The 25,031-nt window shown below is 34.6% G+C and carries 15 protein-coding genes; 11 read left to right on the plus strand and 4 right to left on the minus strand.

Going from position 1 to position 25,031, the window contains the following annotated elements; genetic code table 11:
- Positions 1–4 precede the first annotated feature (4 nt).
- Together truB and rluF are read left to right on the plus strand one after the other, a co-directional pair.
- Positions 5–703 carry a tRNA pseudouridine(55) synthase TruB gene (gene truB / locus CLU97_RS06475; RefSeq protein WP_121487197.1) on the plus strand — a complete coding sequence of 233 codons (699 nt, stop codon included), beginning with the start codon at positions 5–7 and terminating at the stop codon, positions 701–703.
- A 32-nt stretch (positions 704–735) separates the two neighbouring features.
- On the plus strand, positions 736–1,458 hold the full coding sequence (gene rluF / locus CLU97_RS06480) for a 23S rRNA pseudouridine(2604) synthase RluF (protein WP_121487198.1): 723 nt from the start codon (positions 736–738) through the stop codon (positions 1,456–1,458).
- A gap of 42 nt (positions 1,459–1,500) precedes the next feature.
- Here rluF and CLU97_RS06485 read toward each other — a convergent pair whose 3' ends face one another.
- Entirely contained in the window at positions 1,501–2,763 is a 1,263-nt protein-coding gene (locus tag CLU97_RS06485; RefSeq protein ID WP_121487199.1) for a helix-hairpin-helix domain-containing protein, read from the minus strand.
- A gap of 373 nt (positions 2,764–3,136) precedes the next feature.
- On the opposite strand from CLU97_RS06485, the gene CLU97_RS06490 reads away from it, so the two are divergent.
- From CLU97_RS06490 to CLU97_RS06505, 4 genes are read left to right on the plus strand one after another with little or no spacing between them, the layout of a single operon-like run.
- The gene (locus CLU97_RS06490) at positions 3,137–4,747 is read left to right on the plus strand and encodes a T9SS type A sorting domain-containing protein (RefSeq protein WP_121487200.1); all 1,611 of its coding nucleotides are present in this window, start codon (positions 3,137–3,139) and stop codon (positions 4,745–4,747) included.
- 5 nt (positions 4,748–4,752) lie between these two features.
- A complete protein-coding gene (locus CLU97_RS06495) occupies positions 4,753–8,490 on the plus strand; it encodes a DUF5977 domain-containing protein (RefSeq protein ID WP_121487201.1) in 3,738 nt (1,245 codons plus the stop codon).
- Positions 8,491–8,495: 5 nt separating this feature from the next.
- On the plus strand, positions 8,496–11,981 hold the full coding sequence (locus CLU97_RS06500; protein ID WP_121487202.1) for a DUF6443 domain-containing protein: 3,486 nt from the start codon (positions 8,496–8,498) through the stop codon (positions 11,979–11,981).
- Complete coding sequence (locus CLU97_RS06505) at positions 11,978–12,466, plus strand: hypothetical protein (protein WP_121487203.1); 489 nt, start codon at positions 11,978–11,980, stop codon at positions 12,464–12,466. Before CLU97_RS06500 ends, CLU97_RS06505 begins: the two co-directional genes overlap by 4 nt.
- A gap of 421 nt (positions 12,467–12,887) precedes the next feature.
- On the opposite strand, the gene CLU97_RS06510 is transcribed toward CLU97_RS06505, so the two are convergent.
- Positions 12,888–13,232, minus strand: coding sequence for a MerR family transcriptional regulator (locus CLU97_RS06510; protein ID WP_105683719.1), 345 nt, complete (start codon positions 13,230–13,232; stop codon positions 12,888–12,890).
- A gap of 213 nt (positions 13,233–13,445) precedes the next feature.
- Here CLU97_RS06510 and CLU97_RS06515 point away from each other — a divergent pair, with 213 nt between their 5' ends.
- Positions 13,446–14,327, plus strand: coding sequence for an AraC family transcriptional regulator (locus CLU97_RS06515; protein ID WP_121487204.1), 882 nt, complete (start codon positions 13,446–13,448; stop codon positions 14,325–14,327).
- Positions 14,328–14,501: 174 nt separating this feature from the next.
- Here the strand turns inward: CLU97_RS06515 and ccoG are convergent, their stop codons facing one another.
- Positions 14,502–15,944, minus strand: a complete 1,443-nt coding sequence (ccoG, locus tag CLU97_RS06520) for a cytochrome c oxidase accessory protein CcoG (protein WP_121487205.1) — start codon at positions 15,942–15,944, stop codon at positions 14,502–14,504.
- Positions 15,945–16,198: 254 nt separating this feature from the next.
- Between ccoG and CLU97_RS06525 the strand changes: the two genes are divergently transcribed.
- Positions 16,199–17,092: an SMP-30/gluconolactonase/LRE family protein gene (locus CLU97_RS06525; protein WP_121487206.1), complete on the plus strand. Its 894-nt coding sequence runs from the start codon at positions 16,199–16,201 to the stop codon at positions 17,090–17,092.
- Between the two features lie 103 nt (positions 17,093–17,195).
- Here CLU97_RS06525 and CLU97_RS06530 read toward each other — a convergent pair whose 3' ends face one another.
- The gene (locus CLU97_RS06530; protein ID WP_121487207.1) at positions 17,196–18,503 is read right to left on the minus strand and encodes a DEAD/DEAH box helicase; all 1,308 of its coding nucleotides are present in this window, start codon (positions 18,501–18,503) and stop codon (positions 17,196–17,198) included.
- A 534-nt stretch (positions 18,504–19,037) separates the two neighbouring features.
- Between CLU97_RS06530 and rpsA the strand changes: the two genes are divergently transcribed.
- The 3 genes from rpsA to CLU97_RS06545 all read left to right on the plus strand — a co-directional run bounded on the left by rpsA (position 19,038) and on the right by CLU97_RS06545 (position 24,944).
- Positions 19,038–20,828, plus strand: a complete 1,791-nt coding sequence (gene rpsA / locus CLU97_RS06535) for a 30S ribosomal protein S1 (protein WP_045494893.1) — start codon at positions 19,038–19,040, stop codon at positions 20,826–20,828.
- A 382-nt stretch (positions 20,829–21,210) separates the two neighbouring features.
- Positions 21,211–23,841 carry a T9SS-dependent M36 family metallopeptidase gene (locus tag CLU97_RS06540; RefSeq protein WP_228437554.1) on the plus strand — a complete coding sequence of 877 codons (2,631 nt, stop codon included), beginning with the start codon at positions 21,211–21,213 and terminating at the stop codon, positions 23,839–23,841.
- Between the two features lie 125 nt (positions 23,842–23,966).
- The gene (locus CLU97_RS06545) at positions 23,967–24,944 is read left to right on the plus strand and encodes an EamA family transporter (RefSeq protein ID WP_121487209.1); all 978 of its coding nucleotides are present in this window, start codon (positions 23,967–23,969) and stop codon (positions 24,942–24,944) included.
- The last annotated feature ends 87 nt before the right edge of the window (positions 24,945–25,031 follow it).

Here is a 25,031-nt window from a genome sequence, read left to right on the forward strand (position 1 = left end):
ATTCATGACTGCTGAAGAACTGAAATCAGGATACATTTTTTTATTGGATAAGCCTTTGGACTGGACTTCCTTCCAGGCTGTCAATAAAATGAAATATAAACTTAAAAGGGAGTTCGATCTTCCTAAAAAATTTAAAATAGGACATGCCGGGACTTTAGATCCCAGAGCAACAGGGCTTCTAATTGTCTGTTGCGGGAAATTCACAAAGAAAATTCCTGAAATTCAGGATGCACCTAAAGAATATTGGACAGAGATTAAAATTGGAGTACAAACGGAATCTTATGATACCGAAAAACCCGAAATCTTTCAACAGGATATTTCCCATATTACTGAAGAACAGGTAAAAGAAGTTCTGGAAAAATTTGTGGGAGAAATTGAACAGAAACCACCGGTTTATTCAGCCATTAAAATTGATGGTGAAAGAGCTTACAACCTTGCGAGAGCTGGTGAAGAAGTGGAAATGAAAGCCAGAAAAACAACCATTCATTATATCAAAGATATTAAAATTGAATTTCCTTTGATAAGTTTTATGGTAGGCTGTTCTAAAGGGACGTATATTAGAAGTCTGGCTCATGACATTGGGCAGGAATTGAGTGTGGGAGCTTATCTGACTCAATTAAGACGAACCAAGATAGGGGATTATGCTATTGAAGATGCTACAGATCAGTTCTTGAATAATGAATACAGATTTGAAGGCCTGTAAAAATAAAATGATCCCGGTTACAGAAAAGACTAATGGAAAAAACGCGTATTAATAAATATTTATCAGAAGTAGGATACTGTTCAAGAAGGGCGGCTGATAAACTTCTGGAAGAAGGAAGAATCAAAATAAACGGAATAGTTCCTGAACTGGGAACGAAAGTTTCAGATGAAGATTTGGTAGAAGTAGACGGAAAACCAATCAGAGAACCACAGGAAAAACCAATATATATAGCTTTTAATAAGCCGGTAGGAATTGTGTGCACTACGGACACCAAACGTGAAAAAAATAATATCGTAGACTATATCAATCACCCCAAAAGGATTTTTCCTATCGGAAGACTGGATAAACCGAGTGAAGGACTTATTCTCCTTACAAGTGATGGTGATATCGTTAATAAAATTCTGAGAGCCCGCAATAATCACGAGAAAGAGTATCTGGTTCGTGTAGATAAGCCCATCACACCTAAATTTCTTGAAAAAATGAGAAATGGTGTTCCCATTTTGGATACTGTGACCAAAAAATGTGAAGTGGAGAAGATTGACGATATGAATTTCAGAATTATTCTTACACAAGGACTCAACAGACAGATCCGAAGAATGTGTGAATATCTGGGATATGATGTAAAAAAGCTGAAGCGAATCCGTATCATGAACATCAAGCTTGATCTTCCCATTGGAAAGTGGAGAGATCTTACAGAAGATGAAATGAATATGCTAAACACTTTGCTTACAGATTCCAGCAAAACAATCGATTAATTAAATTGATTAAATAGTTGAGAGATTGAAACAGTCTCTCAACTATTTAATATATAGCCTCATTCTTTCTTCATACTCTGGTTTTAGCTTTAAAAGTTTCCATATTTTTTTATCATCCGGATTACTGATTCTGTAAAAAATAATTTTGTCTGCAGAATATTTAAAATAAGGATGATTTTTAAGCCATTCTTCAGGCGCATCTACCAAAGAATATTTTGGAACATCTGAATTATTGAGCGGTGCTATCGAAATCAGTTTTTGAACAATATCCTTATCAATATTGTAAGTCGTTAAAATCTGCTGTTTATTCATAAAACCTCCCAGCTTCTTTCTAAATCCGATAATTGATCCGGCACTTCTTTCATCCAGACCGAATTCTATAAGCTGTTTGAATGTAATTGTATTGAGATCTGTTTTTGAAAAATCAGTTTTTTCCTGCTGTTTCTCCTGAAGCTTAATATAAGGTTTCATTTCCTGGAATTTCTCAGGGGAAATCACAAAACATTTTTGCAAATCTTCCGGAGTTTTAAAATTTCCCCGTAAATTTCTATCTCGGTAATTGATGATTGTGATACTCTGCTTTTCAGAAAAACCTAAAGTTTTCCATCCCTCTATATCCAGTTGATTAGGATCAAAAGTATGATATTGGATTTTGGTTTTAACTGCATCACTTTTTGCAAAATTTCTGAAATTTTCAGGAGTTTTTTCCGGTAACAATAAGTAGGGGTGTAGCTTACTGTAATTTTCCGTTGAAATAATGAAACATTCTTTGAATTTTTCCTTGCTGATAAAACTTCCGCCAAGATAATTTTTATATTTTATTATAGCTTCGGCTTGTCGTTCACTGAAACCCATTTTAAGCCAATCATTAGCAGAAAACTGATCAGGATTGAATCTTCTCGCAATTGTAAGTTCTTTTTTACCGATTTTATTATACTCCTTAGATTTTCCTGCTTCTACTATTTCAGGAAGTGATATAAATGATGCCAGCTCGTTGAATTTCTCTTCAGAAATAGCATAACATTTTTTCAACTGTTCTTTTGATGTAAATTTCCCACCTACTATACCCTTATACTTAAGAATTGTAGCAGTCTGTTTCTCTGAAAAACCAAGTTTCTGCCATTGCTCTTTATTCAATATATTAGGATCAAAATCCGATAAATAAGCAAGCGGTGTAGCGTTTGAAATGAACCTTACATCAGGAAAAGGTTCTTTTTCCCGACTTGTATATTTCTGATAGGCGAATAGGATGGTCAGCAATGTAACCATAAAGGCCAGTTTCCGGTAATAGTTTTTTCTCATCATACAGTAAACCTATGAAGAAGAAACAAGCATGTCAATAGCTGGTAATGAAATGATTAAAGATTATTTTAAAATTATTATTTATGCTTTAAAAGTTAATGTTATATTCTCTTTTATGTGATGTATTTTCTTAATTGAGGATGAATATTCTGATTTTGCTTTCTTGCTTTTTTATTTTTAATACGACATGTTCTGTCGTATTGGATAGATATTTTTGCATCAGAATGAAATAGCTTCTTATATATTATAAATAAGATTTAATAATTAATAGTATGATTTATAGTGAATCATAACAAGCTAATTTTTGAATCTTAAAAAGTGTTAAATTTACACAGTTTTTAATAAACAAATTCGTAACTCAGAAAACAATATTAAAATGAGAAAACTTTATCTCGGTGCATTTTCTTTATGTACTTTTTTTAGCTTATCTGCACAGGAAGTGGTATGGCAGAGAGACATCAAATCCTCCACCCAGGATTTTCTAAGCCAGGTTACTACAACTATTGACCAGCAATATTTGGTCACTGGCAGCTCAATTCAGAGCGACAAATTACAACAAGGCAGCAAACAAAACAACGGTTACGATTTCCATTTGGTTAAACTCAATCAGCAGGGAGAAGAAGTCTGGGAAAAATACTTCTCAGGACAGAATCATGATTATTTATCCGCAGCAGTTACCACTCAGGATGGTGGTTTTTTATTAGCCGGGACCTCTTATTCCGGAAAAGGATTGGATAAAAAAGAAGATTCTAAAGGAGGTTCTGATATCTGGCTCATAAGAATCAATGAATTTGGAGATGAATTGTGGCAGAAAACATTGGGAAGTTCTTCCGATGAAGAAGCAAGAGCTGTTATTCAAACGACAGACTTAGGATTCTTTGTGGCCGGAAATGTTCAAAATTCTTTAAAAGGTTACGGTTCCAAAGATGTTTTGATCACAAAACTGGATAAAGACGGAAAAGAACTTTCACAATTAATTTTAGGTGGAAAAGGTTTAGACGAAGTGGAAAAGATGATTCCAACTCGTGATGGCGGAGCATTACTGGGAATTTATTCCAGGAGTTCCGAGGTTCGTGTTTCGGGATCCGACAACACACAAACGAATAGCCAGCGGTCTGCAAGCTCATCGGCCATTAGTCAGATGCCAAAAGCCAGCAGCAATTATGGTGAAGGCGACTACTGGATCGTCAAGCTAGACAAAACCGGAAAAGTTGAATGGGAAAAGAATTTTGGAGGAAAAGGTGACGATCATATCAGAACATTGGCTTTAACTTCAAACGGATTCATCGTTGGCGGAGAATCCAGATCAGAAAGGTCAGGAAATAAAACAGTAGGAATAGAAGAAGGAACAGATCTTTGGCTGATTGCTTTAAACGAAAGAGGTGATGAACAGTGGCAGAAATCCTACAATTTCAAAAATCGAGATATTTTAATGGGAATGAGTGTACTTCATTCCGCAGATGACAAATATTCTAAAGGTATTCTACTGGGAGGCTATACCCAGGCTGAAGGAAGAATCCAAGCTGATGATGAGACTTTCTGGATGCTGTATTTAGATCAAAACGGAAATGAACAGTGGAGAAAGCACGTAAAAGGAGAATCCAGACAAAAAGAAGAAAGACTTTCTGATGTAAAACTGAACAGAGACGGATCAATTGTTTTAGCCGGAACCAGTGCAGAAGAGCTTGGAAAAGAAAACTGGAAGATTGTAAAACTGGGCGACAAACAGGTTGATCAGTTAATTGAAAAATATGACATCAAAATCTATCCAAATCCAGTCTCGGATTATGCTTATGTAGAAATCGGTTTTGACTTTAAAGAAGCTGATATTCTGTTGTATGACATGAGCGGAAGACAGCTTCAGAATTTGAAAACAAAAAATACAGTAACCAAGATTAATACTCAGGCACTCATTCAGGGAGCTTATCTAGTGACGATAAAAACTGATAATAATAAAACGGCGAATGCTAAACTCATTAAAAAATAAGCAGGATGAAAAAAAAATTAACGACACTGGCTTTAATGTCATTGTTTTCAATAGTATATTCTCAAATTGATAAAAATAAGCCATATTATTTTAAAGATTTCCCACAAACGCCTTCAACAGCAGCTTTTCAACGTTATGGAGAAATACAAAATTCGGAATATGTAGGAGCTAATTCTCCTGTAATACCATTAGAAAATATTAGAGAAGGTGATATTAATATTCCTTTAAATCTTAATTATGTTTCAGGTAATGGAGTTAAGGTTCGTGATGAAGCGTCAAGTGTAGGATTAGGATGGGGTATTCCTATGGCAACAATAACCCAGTATGTATCCGGAGGCTTTGATGACTTTAGTCAATATAATAAATTAAAATTTGATTTTTTATATGATAGTACACCTCCTTTTACAAGGAATAATTTTGAAGCCTGTGAAAACTCAGCCATTCCTTCTCAATATCTAAATCAGCTGGGATATGATAAATATACCTACTATAAATCAATGAGAGCAATGCTTCCAATTGGAGGATATTTTAAGAACTACAATACTAGTTTAACAGAGTATGATACAGCTCCTGATATTTTTGTTTGTAACCTGTTTGGAGAAAAGGTTGAGTTTATAACGAACAATTTTTCAACGCAACTTTATCCGGCAAGTTTAAACTTTGTTCCTACATTTGAAAGCATTAATAAAAGAGGGTTTAAGATAGAATATAATACAACTGATTTATTTATTATTACGAGCCCAGCGGGAATTAAATATTATTTTAGTAAGGCTGAAGAATTTGGTTCAGCCTCAGTAAATTCAAATGGTACAACCAGTTTGTCAAATGTACAGGGTCGAAATTATGTTGTCACAAAAATCATTGATAAAAATAACAGGACAATTGCAATTGGCTATAAAGAAAATTTGGAGCCTGAATATATTTCTCCTTATGCACAACATTTGAATCTAACACTTGCCTCAGATCACTATAGCCATAGTGATAGTGCATTTCCTCCCAATAGTTATTATATAGGAGATTGTAAACCGACAAGCGGGTATGGTGGTGAATATAATGGAAGTTACAATGGAGAAGGTTACACCAGTGCTCCTTATACTTCTTCACAAACCGTAGGGGACTATTTCATACCTGTAGGTTTTCATAGAGGATACTATACAAGAAATCTTTTGCTGGTAAATGAAATCAAAGGAGACTTTGGTAAAATAAGTTTTGAGTATTCTGGGAGAGATGATTGGTCAAAAAGTAATAAACTGGATAAAATTGTAGTTCAGAATAATGCATCTCAAATAACCAAAAAAATTGCTTTTAATTATTCATATTTCACTTCTCAAGATAGTAAAACTGTTAGAAGTGAAGCTGCAAATTTAAATATTCAACAAAGTAATATCTCCATTACCGATGTCAATCGTTACAATAAAAGATTAAAACTGAATTCTATAATTATTAATGACACTGATGAGTATTCTTTCAAGTATAGTTCGGTGTCTCTACCAGATAAAGATTCTTTTGCAGTAGATTACTGGGGGTACTTTAATGGAAGTATAGGAAATAAAACTCTTTTTCCTAATCCTACAGATTTTAATTTTACTCTCAATGGAGGAACCAATGTTCCTTTAAATGATAAAAACAATAATGATAAAAAAGCAAATATTGATTTTGCTAAGGCGGGTATATTGGAACGAGTTACATACCCTACAAAAGGGTATGCAAAATTTGAATATGAACTCAATTCAGCAGATAATCTATTTGTTAGTGAATACCCTTCAGTACTTTCCAGAGGTAATGGTGTTAGATTGGCAAAACAAACGAATTATGATCTAAATGACAATGTAGTAACTCAAACTATTTTCGAATACGAAGGGGGTAAATCTCATAACCCGCTGGATCTATTTAAAAAAACTACTACAAGACTTATTTCGGGTGTTAATGGCAGTTTTAATAGCTTTACTACCTACAACTTTACAACGCTGACTCTTTTGGCAGTATCTGATAACACCTCATCACCTTTGTCTACTGGAAATATGGTTGCATATTCTACAGTGACCAGGAAAGAACAGGACAATAATAATTCTTCAAAAGGAAAAATTGTTACTTCTTATTATAATAATCCTGAAACTGAATATCAGTTCAAAGATGATAAAGTTCCCGTTTATTTTCCTAAAATTAAATCAAAAGATACACCAGATAATGGTTCAGTAGAAAGTATAAAATTGTTTGATTCAAATAATTTATTAATTAGGGAGACAGTAAATGAATATTCAAATTCTCTTTCTAAATTATTTTATGGTTCTTCTCTTATACTTTTTCATAGTATTGCTTATACCAATGCCTGTGCTATAGCAAGCTCTTGTTACAATAATGGTTCCTATCAACCCGATCTCGTTGATAATCCGGTATCAGTATTTAGTTTTTACCCTATTTTTTCAAAACAATCATTATTGAAAAAATCCAAAACAATTGATTATTTAGACAATATGCCATTATTAACTAAAGTAGATTATAACTACGATAGTTATAATCTGTTATGGCAAACACAGACTGTTACCCCAGACTTAGACCAAATTAGTGAATCATTTGGCCATTCTAGTTCAATGAATAGATTTGCTCAGGCCAACATTCTTTCCGATGAGACTGGGACTAGTATTTTTAAAAATGATGTTCAAATTCTAAATAGGGCTTTTAAATATGATAATCAAAATCACTTTAATCCAACTTCATTAACTACTTATAACTTAAATGATCCAAATATAAATACTCCGACAGATGCAACCTACGATAAATATAATTCAAAAGGAGAATTGTTGCAATATACTACAAAGGATGGGGCTCCTGTTACAGTTATCTGGGGATATAAACAAACGCAGCCGATTGCAAAAATTGAAGGAGGAACATATGCACAGACAATGCAGGCTTTCGGTTTAAGTCCTGATGATATAAATGCCTATCAGCAGTTGGAAATAGTAAAGAAATCGGATTTAGACATGGATGATGCTACTGAAACGTCTTTACTTAATGAATTGGAAAGCTTTAAAAAGAAAACAGATTTTAAAGATTTTAAAATAACTGTATATACTTATGATCCATTGGTAGGTGTGAAAGCAATTATATCTCCATCTGGACTTAAAGAGACCTATAAATATGATGCAGCGAATAGACTTATAAGGATTTTGGATAGGGATGGTAACATTTTGAAAGAAAACAAATATAACTACGCACCGAAAACCTTTTACAGTTCAGCAGCAAGTCCATCTTTTACAAGAAACAACTGTGGTGGAAGTGCAATTGGTGGTTCTTACACATATGTGGTTCCTGAAGGAAAATATACTTCCATTATTAGTCAGGCTGATGCTGAACAGCAAGTTCAGAATGACATAGCCATTAATGGGCAGGCTGCTGCAAATCTGTATGGAACATGTACTCAATTAAACTGTTCTGTAACAAAAGGTAGTGGCATCAGTCAATTTCATTATGGATCAATCTCATTAAATAATCCTAGTGAGATTAGGGTTCAGATGGGATTCAGGTATTTTAATAATCTTCCTTGGAATACAGGAGTAGTGGTAGGAAAGATTAGTGGAATTTGTGTACCATCTAGTGAAAGGTCATCTAGTACATATGCAAATGGTGTATGGTTATTAACAATTGATACTAGTGGAAATATTATAGCTAAAATATCTTCTGCTTCTCCTTCTTTGGTTAATGATATGAATTTAGTTTTTGATTTTACATACTCGATACAATAATAATCATGAAAAATATTTTTATTGCGCTAAGTATATTTGTCATTGGACAAAGTTATGCGCAGACAGCAACAGAAAATTATATACGGTCAAGAGAATATCTTGAACCTGTAACAGATACAAGTACAACGGCCAAACGAATTGAAACAGTTCAATACTTTGACGGATTAGGGCGACCAAAGCAAACTGTTAATGTAAAAGCTTCACCATTAGGAAAAGATGTAGTAAATCATATTGAGTATGACGGATTTGGAAGACAATTAAAAGAATATCTTCCTGTACCTCAGCCCTCAACTCAAAATGGTAATTTCTATAGTAATCCACTTAGTAATGCAACTCAGCCAGATATATATGGATCCGAAAAGATTTACTCTGAAATTAAAATGGAAAATTCTCCTCTTGATAGAATTCAACAAAAGATTAATGTTGGTACAGATTGGAGTGGAAAGCCAGTTAAGTTTATTTACAGTACAAATTCAGATGGTGAAGTAAGAAAATATTATACTACACCAACAACTTGGCAGGAAAATAAAACCAACTCAGTTTTAAAAGTAGCCGATAATAATTCTTCAAATGGTTATTATCTTCCACAGCAACTCTACAAAAATAGTGTTATTGATGAGGATGGAAATACAGTAATTGAATTTAGAAATCATGAAGGACAGATTGTGCTAGAAAGGAGGATGTTAAATTCAAGTGAAAATGCAGATACTTACTATATTTATAATGACTACAATAAAATAGCATTTATCATTACTCCTAAAGCATCCGAAAGTATCAAAAATATTTCCCCGGGTACAATAATATCTGATCTCGTACGGAATGATTTCTGTTATCAATATTCTTATGATAAGAGATTACGCCTAGTAGAAAAAAAATTGCCTGGTAAGGGAATTGAATATTTTATCTATGACAGGCAGGACAGAGTAGTTGCAACAAGAGATGCGAACTTGGGAAATAAAGGACAATGGCTATATACAAAGTACGATCAGTTCGGAAGAGTAGCTTTTACAGGCATGTTTTCTGGAGGAACAAGAGTCTCCGAGCAAACTTTGGCAGACGGTTTTATATCCAATAATGTTAAGAGAACTACCAATGTTTTTTTTAATAGAGAAGGGATGGATGTTTTTTATGATCCAAATGGCACATATCCTAATGTTGGATGGGTTAAATTAATGTCGGTGAATTATTATGACTCCTATCCTTCATATAGTTTTAACCCTATATTTCCGGTAAATATTTTAGGAACAGCCGTTGTATCTGATTCACAAAATGATAATGTGAATACGAATAATTTATCTGTTGTATCTTTATTAAAAAATATTGAAGACGATAACTGGACAAAGAATTATACCTATTATGATACGAAAGGAAGGGTTATCGGAAGCCATTCCATCAATCATTTAGGAGGATATACTCATATAGAATCCAAATTGGATTTCACAGGCATTATGAAACAGTCCATAACAAGACACAAAAGGCTTAATTCTGATACAGAAAGAGTTATTGTAGAAACTTTTGATTATGATAATCAAAACAGGCTATTGGTGCACAAGCATAAGGTTGACAGTAGCCCGGAAGAGATTCTTGCTCAGAATAAATATAATGAACTTTCTCAGTTAGAATCTAAAAAAGTAGGAGGTGTTACAGTTTCTTCTCCACTTCAACAGATTGATTACAAGTATAATATTCGTGGTTGGATGACTCAAATTAATGACCCTTCTAATCTCAATGGAAAGCTGTTTGGTTATAAAGTAAAATATACAAACCCAGTCTATTCAAATATTTCTCCCGGTAAGTATAATGGGAATATTGCTGAAATTGATTGGAATATAGCTACTGTCAATAATCTCAAAAGATATAATTATACTTATGATAAACTTAATAGATTAACTGATGGTGAATATGCAGAACCAGAAACGACAAACCCACACAATAAGAATTTTGATGAACGTTTAGTATATGATTTAAATGGAAATATTACATTTTTAAAAAGAAATGCTTTACCCGTTTATGGGACAACTTCTACCCAAGTGGATGACCTTGAATATAAATACACAGGAAACCGTTTGGATCAGGTGATTGAAAGTTCTTTAAATGATTCTGGTTATGAAGGAGGAAATAATATTATTGATTATGACTTGAATGGGAACATGACAAGTTTGATGGATAAAGGAATTAATACTATTGTTTATAATTATCTTAATTTGCCTACTTCATATTCAATTTTAAACAATAAGTTTGGTCTTCTTACATATATAGGTCTGGAATACCTTTATAGCGCAGATGGAAGCAAACTGAGAAAAACTTATTCTAGCAGACCCTTGAGAGGGCAAACTAGTAACACTATAATTGATTATTTGGATGGGTTTCAGTATTCATATCGAGATGGTGGAGGGCTATGCCTGGAATGCCGCACTGAAAAGGCCTTTGAAGAACAGGCATATAGAAATATCAATACCTTTCCTGGGATTGGTGGAACACCTGAGTGGAAGCTTGACTTTGTTCCTACTTCTGAAGGATTTTACAGTTTTATAGAAAATCGTTATATTTACCAATATAGAGATCATATTGGTAATACCAGAGTAAGTTTTGCTAAAAATAATGAAGGTATTCTTGAAGTTACAGATACAAATAACTACTATCCATTTGGTTTGAATCATATCGAAGGAATGTTTAGTAATTCTAATTTTGGAGGATATTATAGTTACAAGTATAATGGAAAAGAGTTGCAGGAAACAGGAATGTATGATTATGGAGCAAGAATGTATATGCCAGACCTAGGAAGATGGGGTGTGATTGATGAACTTGCTGAAAAATTTAATAATAACAGTCCTTATAATTATGTTGTAAACGACCCCATCAATGGCTTTGACCCAGATGGAAGAGATGTAATATTTCTTGCAGATTCTAAAGCAGTACCTATAGCCGGACATGGAGCTGTTATTGTAGGAAATGAAAGAGATGGTTGGTATTATTATTCAATGAATGGAACGGGTGAAGGAAGTAGTCCATATGGTGATGCTAAAAATGCAGATGTTGGAACATTTTTAGGAACAGGATTAAGTCCTAAGCAAGCGATGTTAAAAGCAAATACTATTAATCCTGTTCCTAGTGAAAAACATCATTATGATAAATTTGTTACAGTTAAAACAACGAAAGAGGAGGATGTAAAAATAAAAGCAGCAGCAGCTAAGGCAGCAAGTGCAGAAAAATATTGTGTTATTGGTCAATCTTGTGCAACGGTGATGTTGGATTCCCTTAATAAAATTATAGATATAAGATCTAATAATGCATGGTATGTTCCGAAGGTTAGAGATCCTGCTCCTAACAACATTATGGATTATTTTAATAAAAATAAAGGAGGAGGAATTAACTTTTTAAATAGATTCCTTCTTCCTGCAGATAAAGAAATAAAAATTCGTAAGGTAGGTGTACTTACAGTTGGTCCAGTTATACCTGTAGATAAAAATGGAAAAGATATAAAGAAATGAAAAAGGATATTATTGTTTTTATAGGTATTGTTATACTTTGTACAATCCTTTATTATGCATTTGGAGTTTTTTCTTCATCAGTTGGATGGTATGGTTACCAAAAATGGAAATATAGAGGTGGAACCACAACAATCAAAGAAGCAAAACAAAGAAAAGTTTTTGTAAAGGAATTGGAATATAAAATCATTGATTCTGCTAATTTAAAAGGATTTCATTTTAAACCTTATATTGAGAAAGGTTTTAGGTATGGTTACCATTCTATGGAAGAAACGAGAATTGATAATTATAGTAAATATCCATATAATCTGAGCTATGAAAGAAATAAAAAAGATTCTATATCACTAGATATTTTCCTAGAGGACAAAAAAAAATTAGATAGTGCTGATGTAGTGTGGGGGTATTTAAAACAACCCTACTTAAAAGATACTATTAGAATAAAAATAGAAGGAGCAGGAAACCAGAAAGGGATAATAAAAATATGGTAATTATGTAAAATCATAAAAATTATTTATGTTTCCAAAATGTGTTTTTTTTATTACTGATGAGATTTCACAAATAAAACAAAAGCCATTGCAGCAGCAATGGCTTTTCATTTTTACTGAGACAACCTTTAACCACTATTTAAATGGCCTTTAGCCACTATACTGAGCCTTTTCACCAACTTCATCAAATATGTATAACCAGTTTATAAGTACCTCCATCCCGTTTTATAAGCCCCTGTACCTCTTATCAAAGTGGCTAGAGACTGTTATAGAGTTCCTTTTAGCCCCTTATCCAAAGGATATAGGGGTAAGCTGAAGGGGGTAGTACGTTCGGAAGTAGCTATTGATTCTATTTCCTGATAGAATTAAAACAAAACCTCCGATGCAATTCATTGCAGCGGAGGTTATTCTATTTTCAAAGAAATTATTCGCCATCTCTTTCTCCTAAAGATTCTTTTAGCTTGATGAGTTCAGCTTTTACAAATTCCAGTCGGTCGATGAGGGTAATTGTTTCGGAAATTTTACTGTTGGTGGTCAAAGCGATACGGGCTCCGTCCAGGGTATATCCCTTTTCTTTTACCAGGTGGTAGATCATCTGAAGGTTTTTGATATCTTCAGGAGTGAAATATCGGTTACCTTTTCTGTTCTTTTTAGGCTTGATAATAGGGAATTCCTGTTCCCAGTAGCGTATTAATGAAGTATTTACATCGAATGCTTTGGCTACTTCTCCTATAGAATAATACAGTTTATCAGGTAAATTTATTTTCATTTTACAACTCCTAAACTTCAAAGATAAAAATTTTTTAAAGTTTAATCCAAAATATATTGTAAAAAGTGCGGTCATACTTTGTTTCAAAGGAATTGATGGGGTTAATCATCCTTTAATAACAAACGTTTGTAGTAGTAGATATAGAGGTTCATGATATACTGGTTCTTTTTTGTTTAAATTTGTGAATCCTTACGATCCATATAAATATAAGTGATGAATCCGATCTCAGTTCTTCATATCAATCTTTTCCAGGCGGGTAAAAATACTTCAGATTTTTATTTTAATACGATGAAAAATCATTTGGTAGTGGGGCACCGTCATATTGAAAAACCTCACAGGCATGATTTCTATGCCGCAGTTCTTTTTACGAAAGGAACAGGAGTACATGAAATTGATTTCCAAAAATATGATGTTTCCGAGGGAAGCTTTTTCTTTTTGTCACCAGGGCAGATTCACAGCTGGGAACTTTCTGAAGATATTGAAGGGTATATTTTCTTTTGCTCTCAGGAGTTTTATGAAATGTACTATGTGAATCAGAAGCTTAGAAATTTTCCCTTTTTCGGATCTGTATCTTTTCCAAGAAAACTTCAATTGGATGCTCTGGAACTGAAAAGAAATATTGCTTTATTTCAGGAATTGGGGAAAGAGCATCAGGCTAAAAACATTATGAAAGAAGGCTTTATTTTATCATTAATGTCCCAGATTTTCATCAATGCTACCCGGTTATTTTCAAGGGATTTTGATCCCATGAATTCCACTGCCGGACTTTCTTATTTTAAGCATTACCAGGATTTTGAAAATTTGATTGAACAGCATTTTGCAGAACAGAAATCAATTACCTATTATTCTTCTTTAATGGGAATTTCATCTAAACATTTAAACAGGATCGTACAGACGGTTGTTCAGAAAACAGCCACAGATGTTATTACAGAAAGGGTAGTGCTGGAAGCCAAAAGAATGTTGATGTATCTGGATGAAAGCCTTGTTGAAATTGCTTTCCGGTTAGGATATGAAGAATACTCCTACTTTGTAAGAGTATTCCGGAAAAGCTCCGGAATGACTCCTACTCAGTTTATGAGGAAATATAAGGCTTAATGAGTTCAAAGTTTAATGTTTTGAGTTTAAAGTTGCTGGTTGCTTTTTATTTCTGGTTATTAGTTGATTTTGTTGATGGGTATCGCTTATTGGATCACAAATACGCTTTGTCAATATTTTCAAAGTATTTTCTTAGTCCCTAATCCCTGCAACCTGTCACCTACCATCTGCCACCTACAAAGCTAACTTAAATGGTCCTTCAAAAGTCGTTTCAAAAGAATCTACCAGTGATCCTTTTTCATCAAAAACTCCAATGACCATATTTTGTTTTGAAAATTTAATCTCTTCCTCAGGGAAGGAAATGTTGATGTTTCCTTTCAGGATCTGGTCACCTTTTAAGATGATTTTTTCGGAACCGAAATAGGTAATTTCAGCATGGTTAGGAGTGATCACTTTAATGAAAAGGGTTTTCTTTTCATTTGATTTATTTAAAAGAGTATAAATAAAAGTATTGGTGATTTTACCGTCTTTAACAAAAAAAGTAGAGCCGGCTGGTTTGATGAATTTTGCTTCCATAGAACCACGATCATACATTAAAAATCCAAGAAATCCGATGAGTAATGCCAGAATAACGGTTGTAGCTTTCATTCTTGGAGTAAACCGGAATTTATCCTGATTTTCAATTTCGGCTTCCGTAGCATAGCGAACAAGTCCTTTAGGTAAGCCCACCTTGTCCATTACTTCATCACATGCGTCAATACATGCTGTACAGTTTACACATTCCAGCTGCTGTCCGTTTCTGATATCAATTCCCGTAGGACATACTACCACACATTGGTTACAGTCGATGCAATCTCCTTTTCCGGCAGCTTTTCGGTCTTCATTGTTTCTCCATTTTGCACGCCCTTCTCCTCTTTTAAAATCATAATATACATTGATGGTCTGCTTGTCAATCAGTACACCCTGAAGTCTTCCGTATGGGCAAACCAGCGTACAGACCTGCTCACGAAGCCATGCAAAAACAAAATAAAATGTCATGGTGAAAAATATCATGACCGTAAATTTCAGTGAGTTTCCAGCGGGACCTTCACTCATAATACGGAAAACCTCTTTATATCCTACAATATACATGAACATGAAGTGGGAGATGATTAATGAAATTAAAAGAAAAACAGACCATTTCGTCAGTCTTTTCCGGATTTTTTCAGCATCCCATTCCTGTCTGTCGAGCTTCATTTGTTTATTCCGGTCTCCTTCAATCCAGTATTCAATTTTTCGGAAAACCATTTCCATGAAAAGCGTCTGAGGGCATAGCCAGCCGCAGAATATTCTTCCGAAAACTACGGTAAACAGCATCACAAAAATCACAGAGGTTACCGCTCCCAAAGCAAGAATGAAAAAATCCTGAAGATAAAAAGGCTGTCCCAGAATAAAGAATTTCCTGTCGATAACATTAATGAGAAGAAAAGGATTATTATTGATAGTTACAAAAGGTAATCCGAAAAATAAAGCAAGAAGAAGATAACTTGTATAATTTCTGTAATTGGTATATTTTCCTTTGGGCTTTCTGGGGAAAATCCATTTCCTTTTCCCGGTTTCATCCATAGTTCCCACTGAATTTCTGAAATCTTCATTTTCAATTTCCAAAGACTTGATATTGTTAGACTCTGCGCTCATTGTTGTATGCTATAAAGTATTTTGGTACAATTTTCATCCGGATTCATCCTTTTTTAATGACATTTTCCTTTCAAAAAAAGTAGTTGATCCTGTTACTGCAAAGCTCCGGAATATATCCTTTTACTACTAATATGATCCACTTATAAAATAGTACAATTAGGACATTTTATGTTTTGAATTTTTATTGTATCAAAATGAGAAAATATTTTGAAACCTGTGAGTCATATTGTAAATTGCAGCTTTAAAAATGAAGTATGAAGAATATCTTTAAAATAAGCATGATTGGTTTGGTTTTCGCATTGGTAAACTGTCAATCAGTAAATTATAGTAAAATGTTTTATGAAGGAGTACAGCCGGAAATGGTTTCCGACAAGTTCAGTTTCACGGAAGGACCATCAGCAGATCAGGAAGGGAATGTTTACTTTACAGATCAGCCGAACGATAAGATTTATTATTGGGACTGGAAAAGCAATAAGGTCATAGAGTTTTTAGATAAGACTGGAAGGGCAAACGGAACACATTTCGATAAAGACGGATATTTGATTACCTGTTCTGACGATCAGGGAGAGATCTGGAAAATTTCAAAGGATAAAAAAGTAGAAGTTCTGCTTAAAGGCTTTGAAGGGAAAAGGCTGAACGGACCTAATGATGTCTGGAATGATGACACCGGAGGGATGTATTTTACAGATCCTTTGTATGAGAGAGAATACTGGACAGGTTTTAAACAGGAAATTGAGCATAAAAGCCTTTATTACAGAGATAAAACAGGAAAAGTGACTAAACTTGATACTTTCACTCAGCCTAACGGAATTGTAGGAAGTGAAAAATTAAAGAAATTATATATTTCGGATATTGATGCCGGGAAAACCTATGTGTATGACATATTGGGCGACGGAAAATTGTCTGAGAAAAAGTTATTCTGCGAAATGGGCTCAGACGGAATGGAGCTGGATAAGCACGGAAATCTTTATTTAACAGGAGATGGAGTGTATGTTTTTAATCGTTTGGGAAAGAAAATTTATCATATTTCTATCCCTGAAAAGTGGACATCCAATGTTGCTTTTGGCGGAAAAAACAATAATGTACTTTTCATTACAGCTTCTAAATCTGTGTATACTTTCCCTACAAGGGTAAGAGGGATCAAATAATTTTTGTGTCATTGCGAGGAGCATAGATGAAGCAATCTCTTTTCGTTACATATGAGATTGCTTCACTTCGTTCGCAATGACAATAGAGTATTGAGTAAAAGGTTTAATAAGCAACCTCCATTTTCACTTTCTTTCCTTTCAGTTTTTCGTTCTGAAGTTTTCTTAAAAGAGCGTTTACTTTATTTCTGGAAACGGCAACATAAGAGGTAGTATCTTTTACTTCAATAATTCCGACATCTTCTTTTTGCAGTTCTCCTTTCTTTAAAAGATATCCTACAATATCTACTTTATTCACCTTATCCTTTTTTCCTGCGCTGATATAAACCGTCTGGAAAGGTGTTTTCTGCGGAACTTTAGTAAATCCGGCAACACTTTCTTCCGGTGTATTGTTTTTAATAAACGGGAAGTTTTCTTCCTCGGTCATAATCAGATATACAAAACCTTTGGCGTTCATTCTTGCTGTACGTCCGTTTCTGTGGATGAAAGCATCTTCTTTGGGAGGAAGCTGGTAATGAACAATAGATTCTACCTCAGGAATATCAAGTCCGCGGGCAGCTAAGTCAGTTGTAATAAGAATTCTTGCGGAATCATTTCTGAATTTGAGAAGAGCACGTTCCCTTTCGTCCTGTTCCATACCACCATGGAAGGTTTCTCTGTCGATTCCCATTTGGTTAAGAAGTTCGGAGATACGGTCTACAGCTTCACGGTGGTTACAGAAGATCAAAGTTCTCTTGTTTCCGATTTTACAAACCAGATTGAAAAGCGCATCCAGTTTTTCTTCAGGAATAGTCATTACTTTTCTCAATTGAAGATCTGGCTTTATGTCATTTTCTTTAAGGAAACTGATCACTTTTTCATCTTTTAAACCTGTAAAAGCAGGAATTTCATCCATTGCTGTTGCAGATGTTAAAATTCTTTGGGAAAGCCCTTTTAAGGAATTAGAAATAAATTCCATATCATCCTGAAAACCGAGTTCCAGAGCTTTATCGAATTCATCAAGAACTAAGGTTTTAATTGTTTTCGGCTCAAAATTGTTATTTCTTAAATGGTAAACCACTCTTCCCGGGGTTCCGATGAGTACAGCCGGAGCTTCAATTAAATTATTAACCTCTATCTTTTTATCATGTCCGCCATAGCATACAGATACTTTAAAATCTGTTCCCATAGATTTAAAAACCTGTTCAATCTGTAAAGCAAGCTCTCTGGCAGGAACCAATATCAATGCCTGAACTCCCTGAACATTTTTTTTCAGATTCCTCAGCACCGGAAATAAAAAGGCAAGAGTCTTTCCTGATCCTGTAGGAGAAAGCAAGACCATGTCTGTATTGTTTTCAGACGCCTTATAAGCAGATTTCTGCATCTGATTCATATCCTGAATCTGCAGCTTTTGATAGATTGATTCTAATTCCATGGTGCAAAGGTAGTGAATTTAGGTGGTGTTGAGTGTGAGGATGGTGAGTTTGAGGGTTGAGAGTTTGAGGTGGTAGCGTTTTAGAATAAGAGATGTTGAGAGGAATAAGAAAATGTTGCCCTTCTTTAATTCTGTGTTGCTGTCATTCTGAATGAAGCGTAGCGAAATGAAGAATCTCATTTTGTTTTCTACTTATTATCGATGCTTCGTGAACTGCGTTCGTAAGCGTTCAGTTTATGCTCAGCATGATACTGGATATTAATTTATTCTAAATTTAAAACAGTTAGTATTAGGATGTCATGCTGAGCGCAGCCGAAGCATTCTTTTAATCAAAGTATTGATTTTTAACTATATAAGCCAAAAAATAACATGTTTGAATGTATTGCTTGTTTTAAATAAAATTCATATCTTTGCACCCACTTTTGTGGCGAAAAGGTTTGAAGAGTAAATTACTTACAATTAATTACTTCCGTATTTTTTAATCCGCATTTATTCAAACCGTTAAAAAAGAAGGAATACAAATTTTATTAGAAAATGTCAAAAGAGACAAATTCAGCAGAGGTTATTTTAAACCAAAACGTAGCACCAGAACAATTTGATTGGGATTCATTCGAATCAGGTCTTGATGCAGATGCGAGAAAAGAAAAAAGCGACTTAGAAGAAATCTACAACGGATCTCTTAACAGCCTGAACGATAACGACGTTTTAGTTGGTAGAGTAGTAAGATTAACTGATAAAGAAGCTATCGTAGACATCAACTTCAAATCAGAAGGTGTTATCTCTCTAAACGAATTCCGTTACAACCAAGGCCTGAAAGTAGGTGATGAGGTAGAAGTAATGGTTGACAAGAGAGAAGACAAAACCGGACAATTACAGTTATCTCACAGAAAAGCGAGAACGCTTAAGGCTTGGGATAAAGTAAACGAACTTCACGAAACTGGAGAAATCGTTAACGGTTTTGTTAAATCTAGAACTAAAGGTGGTATGATCGTTGACGTTCACGGAATCGAAGCATTCTTACCTGGTTCTCAAATTGACGTTAAGCCAATTAAAGATTACGATCAGTTCGTAGGAAAAACTATGGAGTTCAAAGTTGTGAAAATCAACCCTGAGTTCAAAAACGTAGTGGTATCTCACAAAGCATTGATCGAAGCAGATATCGAAGGTCAGAAAAAAGAAATCATCGCTCAGCTTGAAAAAGGTCAGGTTCTTGAAGGAACTGTTAAGAACATCACTTCTTACGGTGTATTCATTGACTTAGGAGGTGTAGATGGATTGATCCACATTACAGACCTTTCTTGGTCTAGAGTGAACCACCCATCTGAAATCCTAGAGGACGGACAGACTGTGAAAGTTGTAATCCTTGATTTCGATGATGAGAAAACAAGAATCCAATTAGGTATGAAGCAATTAGAAGCTCATCCTTGGGATGCTCTTTCTGCTGACATGAAAGTAGGTGACAAAGTAAAAGGAAAGGTAGTAGTTCTTGCTGACTATGGTGCATTCGTAGAAATCGCTCCAGGTGTAGAAGGATTAATCCACGTTTCTGAAATGTCTTGGTCTACTCACTTAAGATCTGCTGGAGATTTTGTAAAAGTAGGTGATGAAGTAGAAGCTGAAGTATTAACTTTAGATAGAGAAGAAAGAAAAATTTCTCTTGGTATCAAGCAATTGTCTAAAGATCCATGGGAAAACATCGAAGCTAAGTATCCGGTAGGATCTCAGCATGTAGGAACGGTAAGAAACTTCACTAACTTTGGTGTATTCGTAGAGTTAGAAGAAGGTATCGACGGATTAATCTACATCTCTGATCTTTCTTGGACTAAGAAAATCAAGCACCCATCTGAGTTCTGCGCAGTAGGTGATAAATTAGACGTTGTAGTTCTTGAATTAGATATCCAAGCTAGAAGATTATCTCTAGGTCACAAGCAATTGACTGAAAACCCATGGGATAAATTCGAAACTAAATATGCTGAAGGAACTATCCACGCTGGTAAAGCTGTAGAAGTTCACGATAAAGGAGCTTCTGTTCAATTCGAAGATGCTGAAGTAGAAGCATTCTGCCCTTCAAGATTATTAGAGAAAGAAGATGGATCTAAAATCAAAAAAGGTGAAGATGCTCAATTCAAAGTAATCGAATTCAACAAAGAATTCAAGAGAGTAGTAGTATCTCACACAGGTATCTTCAGAGACGAAGAAAAGAAAAACGTTAAAGAATCTTCTTCTAGAAATGTAAGTTCTTCTTCTAACAACGAAGAAAGATCTACCCTTGGAGACATCGATGCATTAGCAGAGTTGAAAAGAAAAATGGAAGAAGGTAAATAATCTTTGAACCATTCATACATAAGGAGCCGCTCATTTGAGCGGCTTTTTTTTATGCCTATATAATTAACGGTAAAGGAAAAAAGACATACTTTTTTTAGTTGTCAGGAAATGAAGATTTTCAAAAAACAGTAAAAAGAGGGTTAGAAATATTCATTGATTGATGATTTTATTTAATGAAATAATTACATCAAAAAAAATATAAAAGTGCCATAAATATAATGTGTTAGGGGGTAGATTTATTATGGTGTTCTCCTTATTGAGAAATAGGCAAAACCAATTTAATTCTCTTATTTTGTTTGTATTAAATTATTTTTAAATTTTGATTAAAGAAAACAATAATAATTTATGAATTATTTGTAGATTAGCGACTTTAATAATGGATATGAAAAATAAAGCTCTACCTCTTTTATTTGCAGTGTTTTCTGCATTTCCTACAGTATTGTTTGGACAAGACAATGAAAAACTGATTAAAGATTATATTTCTCAAAATAAAATAAGAGAATATAAGAAGTCTGATCTTAACAATATCATTATTGATAATGTAGATCCTTCAAAATCATTGAATGGTAATGTTGTGAAATTTTTACAGACCTATAATGGCTTGCCAATATACAGCTCTGTAGGAACAGCATTGATTAAGGACAATAAAATTGTTTACTACACAGATAATTTTGTAAAAGATTATACTGCATCTACATCAGGTACAGCTGTTATTAATAAAGGTACAGCACTTCAAAAGATTGCTGAAGATCTTAAGAATCCTGATATTGCCAATTTTACGATTCTGGAATATCTTGAAAAAACTCAGAAAAAATCTACCTCTGCCAATCAAAGACTGGTATATACGAATGATGAGAATGGAAATCTTCGTCTGGCATATGAGTATATCTTAATGGAGCCAAAATCTCCGAATTACTGGAATATTTTAGTAGATGCGAACAATGGGAATATCCTGATGAAAAATAACCTGACGGTATCTTGTAATTTCCATCATGATGCCTATAGTTCAGACGCGGATTATAGCCATGCTGATCATTTTGAGAATACCTTGTCAGGACCTCAGAACAGTATCGTACAAAACAATATTCCTTTCCTTTTGCCGGATAATGCATCTTATAATGTATTTCCATTGCCTATTGAAGCGCCAACTTTTGGTTCAAGATCAATTATTACCAACCCTTGGCTTCTGAACGCTTCTCCTGAAGGATGGCATTCTGACGGAACCAATCATTATACTATTACAAGAGGAAATAATGTTTTTGCTTATGAGGATGCTGCCGGAACGGCTTTAACAGCGCCTGATTACCTTACAGGAGCCCCGGCTGATGGTGGTGCTGCAAGAAACTTTAATTTCCCTTTTGATATCAATGAAACTCCATTAAACAACAGGAATGCTGCTATTACCAATTTATTTTATCTGAACAACAAAATTCATGATGTGTTCTATCAGTTCGGGTTTACAGAAACCGGAAGAAACTTCCAGCAGAACAATTTTGGAAATGGAGCGGTAGGGACAGATGATGATTCTGTATATGCAGAAGCTCAGGATGGAAGCGGGTTAAATAATGCCAATTTCTCTTCACCACCGGAAGGTTATAATGGAAAAATGCAGATGTACCTTTGGTCTCCCATTGGAAGAGTATTTTATTATAATGCACCAAGTGCTGCGGTTTCCCGTACACCGGGAGCCGGAACGGCTCAGTTTGGTAACCCGTTACCTATGAACGGAATAACAGGAGATGTAGCATTATCTTCAGTTTTAGATGGATGTACTGCTTTGCCTGCAGGTTCACTGACAGAAAAAATTGGTTTGGTTGAAAGAGGAACATGCGCCTTTGCTGTTAAAGTAAAAAACCTTCAGGATGCCGGAGCAAAAGCGGCGATTGTTTATAACAACGCAGTGAATGGGGCTACTATAGGAAATATGGCGGGTAATGATCCAACAATTACAATTCCTTCAGTACTTATTACCAATGCAGAAGGAGAATATATCAAAACGCAGATGGCAGCAAGTACAACTGTAAATGTTACCTTAAAAGGAAATATGACTCCTGATGGAAGCTTTGATAACGGAATCGTAACTCATGAATATGGCCACGGAATATCCAACAGAATGACCGGTACCGGATATAACTGTCTGAATTCAGGAGTAAGTAAAGAGCAAATGGGAGAAGGATGGTCTGATTTCTTTGCATTAATGCTTACAAACAAAGCAGGAGATAATGCTACTGTAGCAAGAGGTACAGGTACTTATGCATTAGGACAGGCAATTACAGGGGCTGGTATCAGACCTGCAAAATATTCAACAAACCTTTCAGTTAACGGATATACTTACGGAAATACCAACGGAATGGAATACAACAACGGAACGGCAATAGTTCCGGATGTACACTCCATTGGTTTTGTATGGGCTACCATGCTATGGGATCTTCACTGGAAATATGTTGAAAAATATGGATACTCTTCAGATGTATTATCTTCAACACCTAACGGAAGCACAAAAGTATTACAACTTGTAACAGACGCTCTGAAACTTCAGGGATGTAACCCTAGCTTTATTGAAGGAAGAAATGCAATATTGGCTGCAGAGCTGGCAACTACACAAGGACAGGATAAATGTATGATCTGGGGAGTTTTTGCCAGAAGAGGTTTAGGAGTGAATGCTTCTGCAGGAGTTAAAAATAATATTAATGACCAGATTCAGGACTTCAACGTGCCGGAAGAATGTGCATTATTGAGTACTAATGAAGTAAACAGTAATAAAAACAAAGATGTTTCTATCTATCCAAACCCGGCTAAAGATGAATTCTATATCAAATTCCCAAGCAATACTTTAGGGAAAGTAAGCGTAGAACTGTATGATATGACTGGAAAACTGGTTTCTTCTGAAGATAAAATTTCACCGGATGCTAAGAAAGCAATCTCTACAAGCAATTTGATCAACGGAACTTATATGGTTAAAATCAAAGGACTTGGTTTTGAAGCTTCTTCAAAAGTAATGGTTAAAAAATAATTTACATATATTCAATTGTAAAATCGCCACAAGCTTGCTTGTGGCGATTTTATTTATCTATTACTATACACGCTTCAGAATGGTTTAATTTATATATCGTACCTTTGCAGGTTGTTAAAAAAATTATGAAGAAGAAAAATATACTAAAAGGTGTTTTATTTGTAGGGATTGGAGCTAGTATATACGGTATGTTGGCCACTTTTGTGAAAATGGCTTACCATGATGGGTTTACAACCTCGGAAGTGACTACCTCTCAATTCGTTTTAGGTTTGACAGGACTTTTGATCCTTAACCTTATTCAGACTTTAACCTCAAAACAGAAATTATCACTGCCAAGTTCTAAAGAAGTAAGAATGCTGCTGCTTGCAGGAACTTCCCTGGGAGGAACAAGCTTATTCTATTATATTGCGGTACAATATATCAATGTTTCTATTGCTATTGTACTGTTGATGCAGTCAGTTTGGTTCAGTGTAGTAGTGGAAAGTATTATTACTAAGAAGCTGCCCAACGCAAGAAAAGTAGTTTCTGTGGTGATTGTATTGCTGGGAACAGTTCTCGCAACGAATCTTATTAATATGGAAATAGAGCTGGACTGGCACGGGGTATTCTGGGGATTGATGGCGGCTGCTTCCTATACTTTGACGATGTTCACTTCTAATACACTTGCTACCCATCTTCCGGTTTTCAGAAAGAGTATTATTATGTTGGCAGGTGGTTCAGTAGTAGTCTTTGCATTTTTATTTTTTGCTCAGATAGGACCTATGTATTTTGATGGTTTAAAATCATTATACTTAAATTTTACAGACAATACAGAACATATCCACTCATTTAACTATTCAATATTTTTGACCTATGGATTTGTTTTAGCGTTGTTTGGAACGATTATCCCTCCAATTTTATTCAATGTAGGGTTTCCAAATGCAGGATTGGGGCTGGGAAGTATTGTTTCCTCACTGGAGCTTCCGGTTTCTGTAACGATGGCTTTTGTTTTATTGGGAGAGAAAGTGTTTCTCATCCAATGGGTAGGAATTGCCCTTATCCTCTTTGCTATTGTTCTGATGAATTTACCTTCAAAGAAAGAAAAAGAAATTTCGATGGCATAATATAGCTTAAAAAATATTTAACTAAAAATAACAGTTGAAACCGTTCCTTTTGGAGCGGTTTTTTTAATTTTAATCTTTAAAATTAAA

It is taken from the genome of Chryseobacterium sp. 7 (assembly GCF_003663845.1).
GTDB lineage: Bacteria > Bacteroidota > Bacteroidia > Flavobacteriales > Weeksellaceae > Chryseobacterium.

Excerpts from the sequence above, each read along its gene's own strand:
- truB (WP_121487197.1), top strand. The coding sequence starts at position 5 with ATGACTGCTGAAGAACTGAAATCAGGATACATTTTTTTATTGGATAAG.
- rluF (WP_121487198.1), top strand. The coding sequence starts at position 736 with ATGGAAAAAACGCGTATTAATAAATATTTATCAGAAGTAGGATACTGT.
- CLU97_RS06485 (WP_121487199.1), bottom strand. The coding sequence starts at position 2,763 with ATGATGAGAAAAAACTATTACCGGAAACTGGCCTTTATGGTTACATTG.
- CLU97_RS06490 (WP_121487200.1), top strand. The coding sequence starts at position 3,137 with ATGAGAAAACTTTATCTCGGTGCATTTTCTTTATGTACTTTTTTTAGC.
- CLU97_RS06495 (WP_121487201.1), top strand. The coding sequence starts at position 4,753 with ATGAAAAAAAAATTAACGACACTGGCTTTAATGTCATTGTTTTCAATA.
- CLU97_RS06500 (WP_121487202.1), top strand. The coding sequence starts at position 8,496 with ATGAAAAATATTTTTATTGCGCTAAGTATATTTGTCATTGGACAAAGT.
- CLU97_RS06505 (WP_121487203.1), top strand. The coding sequence starts at position 11,978 with ATGAAAAAGGATATTATTGTTTTTATAGGTATTGTTATACTTTGTACA.
- CLU97_RS06510 (WP_105683719.1), bottom strand. The coding sequence starts at position 13,232 with ATGAAAATAAATTTACCTGATAAACTGTATTATTCTATAGGAGAAGTA.
- CLU97_RS06515 (WP_121487204.1), top strand. The coding sequence starts at position 13,446 with ATGAATCCGATCTCAGTTCTTCATATCAATCTTTTCCAGGCGGGTAAA.
- ccoG (WP_121487205.1), bottom strand. The coding sequence starts at position 15,944 with ATGAGCGCAGAGTCTAACAATATCAAGTCTTTGGAAATTGAAAATGAA.
- CLU97_RS06525 (WP_121487206.1), top strand. The coding sequence starts at position 16,199 with ATGAAGAATATCTTTAAAATAAGCATGATTGGTTTGGTTTTCGCATTG.
- CLU97_RS06530 (WP_121487207.1), bottom strand. The coding sequence starts at position 18,503 with ATGGAATTAGAATCAATCTATCAAAAGCTGCAGATTCAGGATATGAAT.
- rpsA (WP_045494893.1), top strand. The coding sequence starts at position 19,038 with ATGTCAAAAGAGACAAATTCAGCAGAGGTTATTTTAAACCAAAACGTA.
- CLU97_RS06540 (WP_228437554.1), top strand. The coding sequence starts at position 21,211 with ATGAAAAATAAAGCTCTACCTCTTTTATTTGCAGTGTTTTCTGCATTT.
- CLU97_RS06545 (WP_121487209.1), top strand. The coding sequence starts at position 23,967 with ATGAAGAAGAAAAATATACTAAAAGGTGTTTTATTTGTAGGGATTGGA.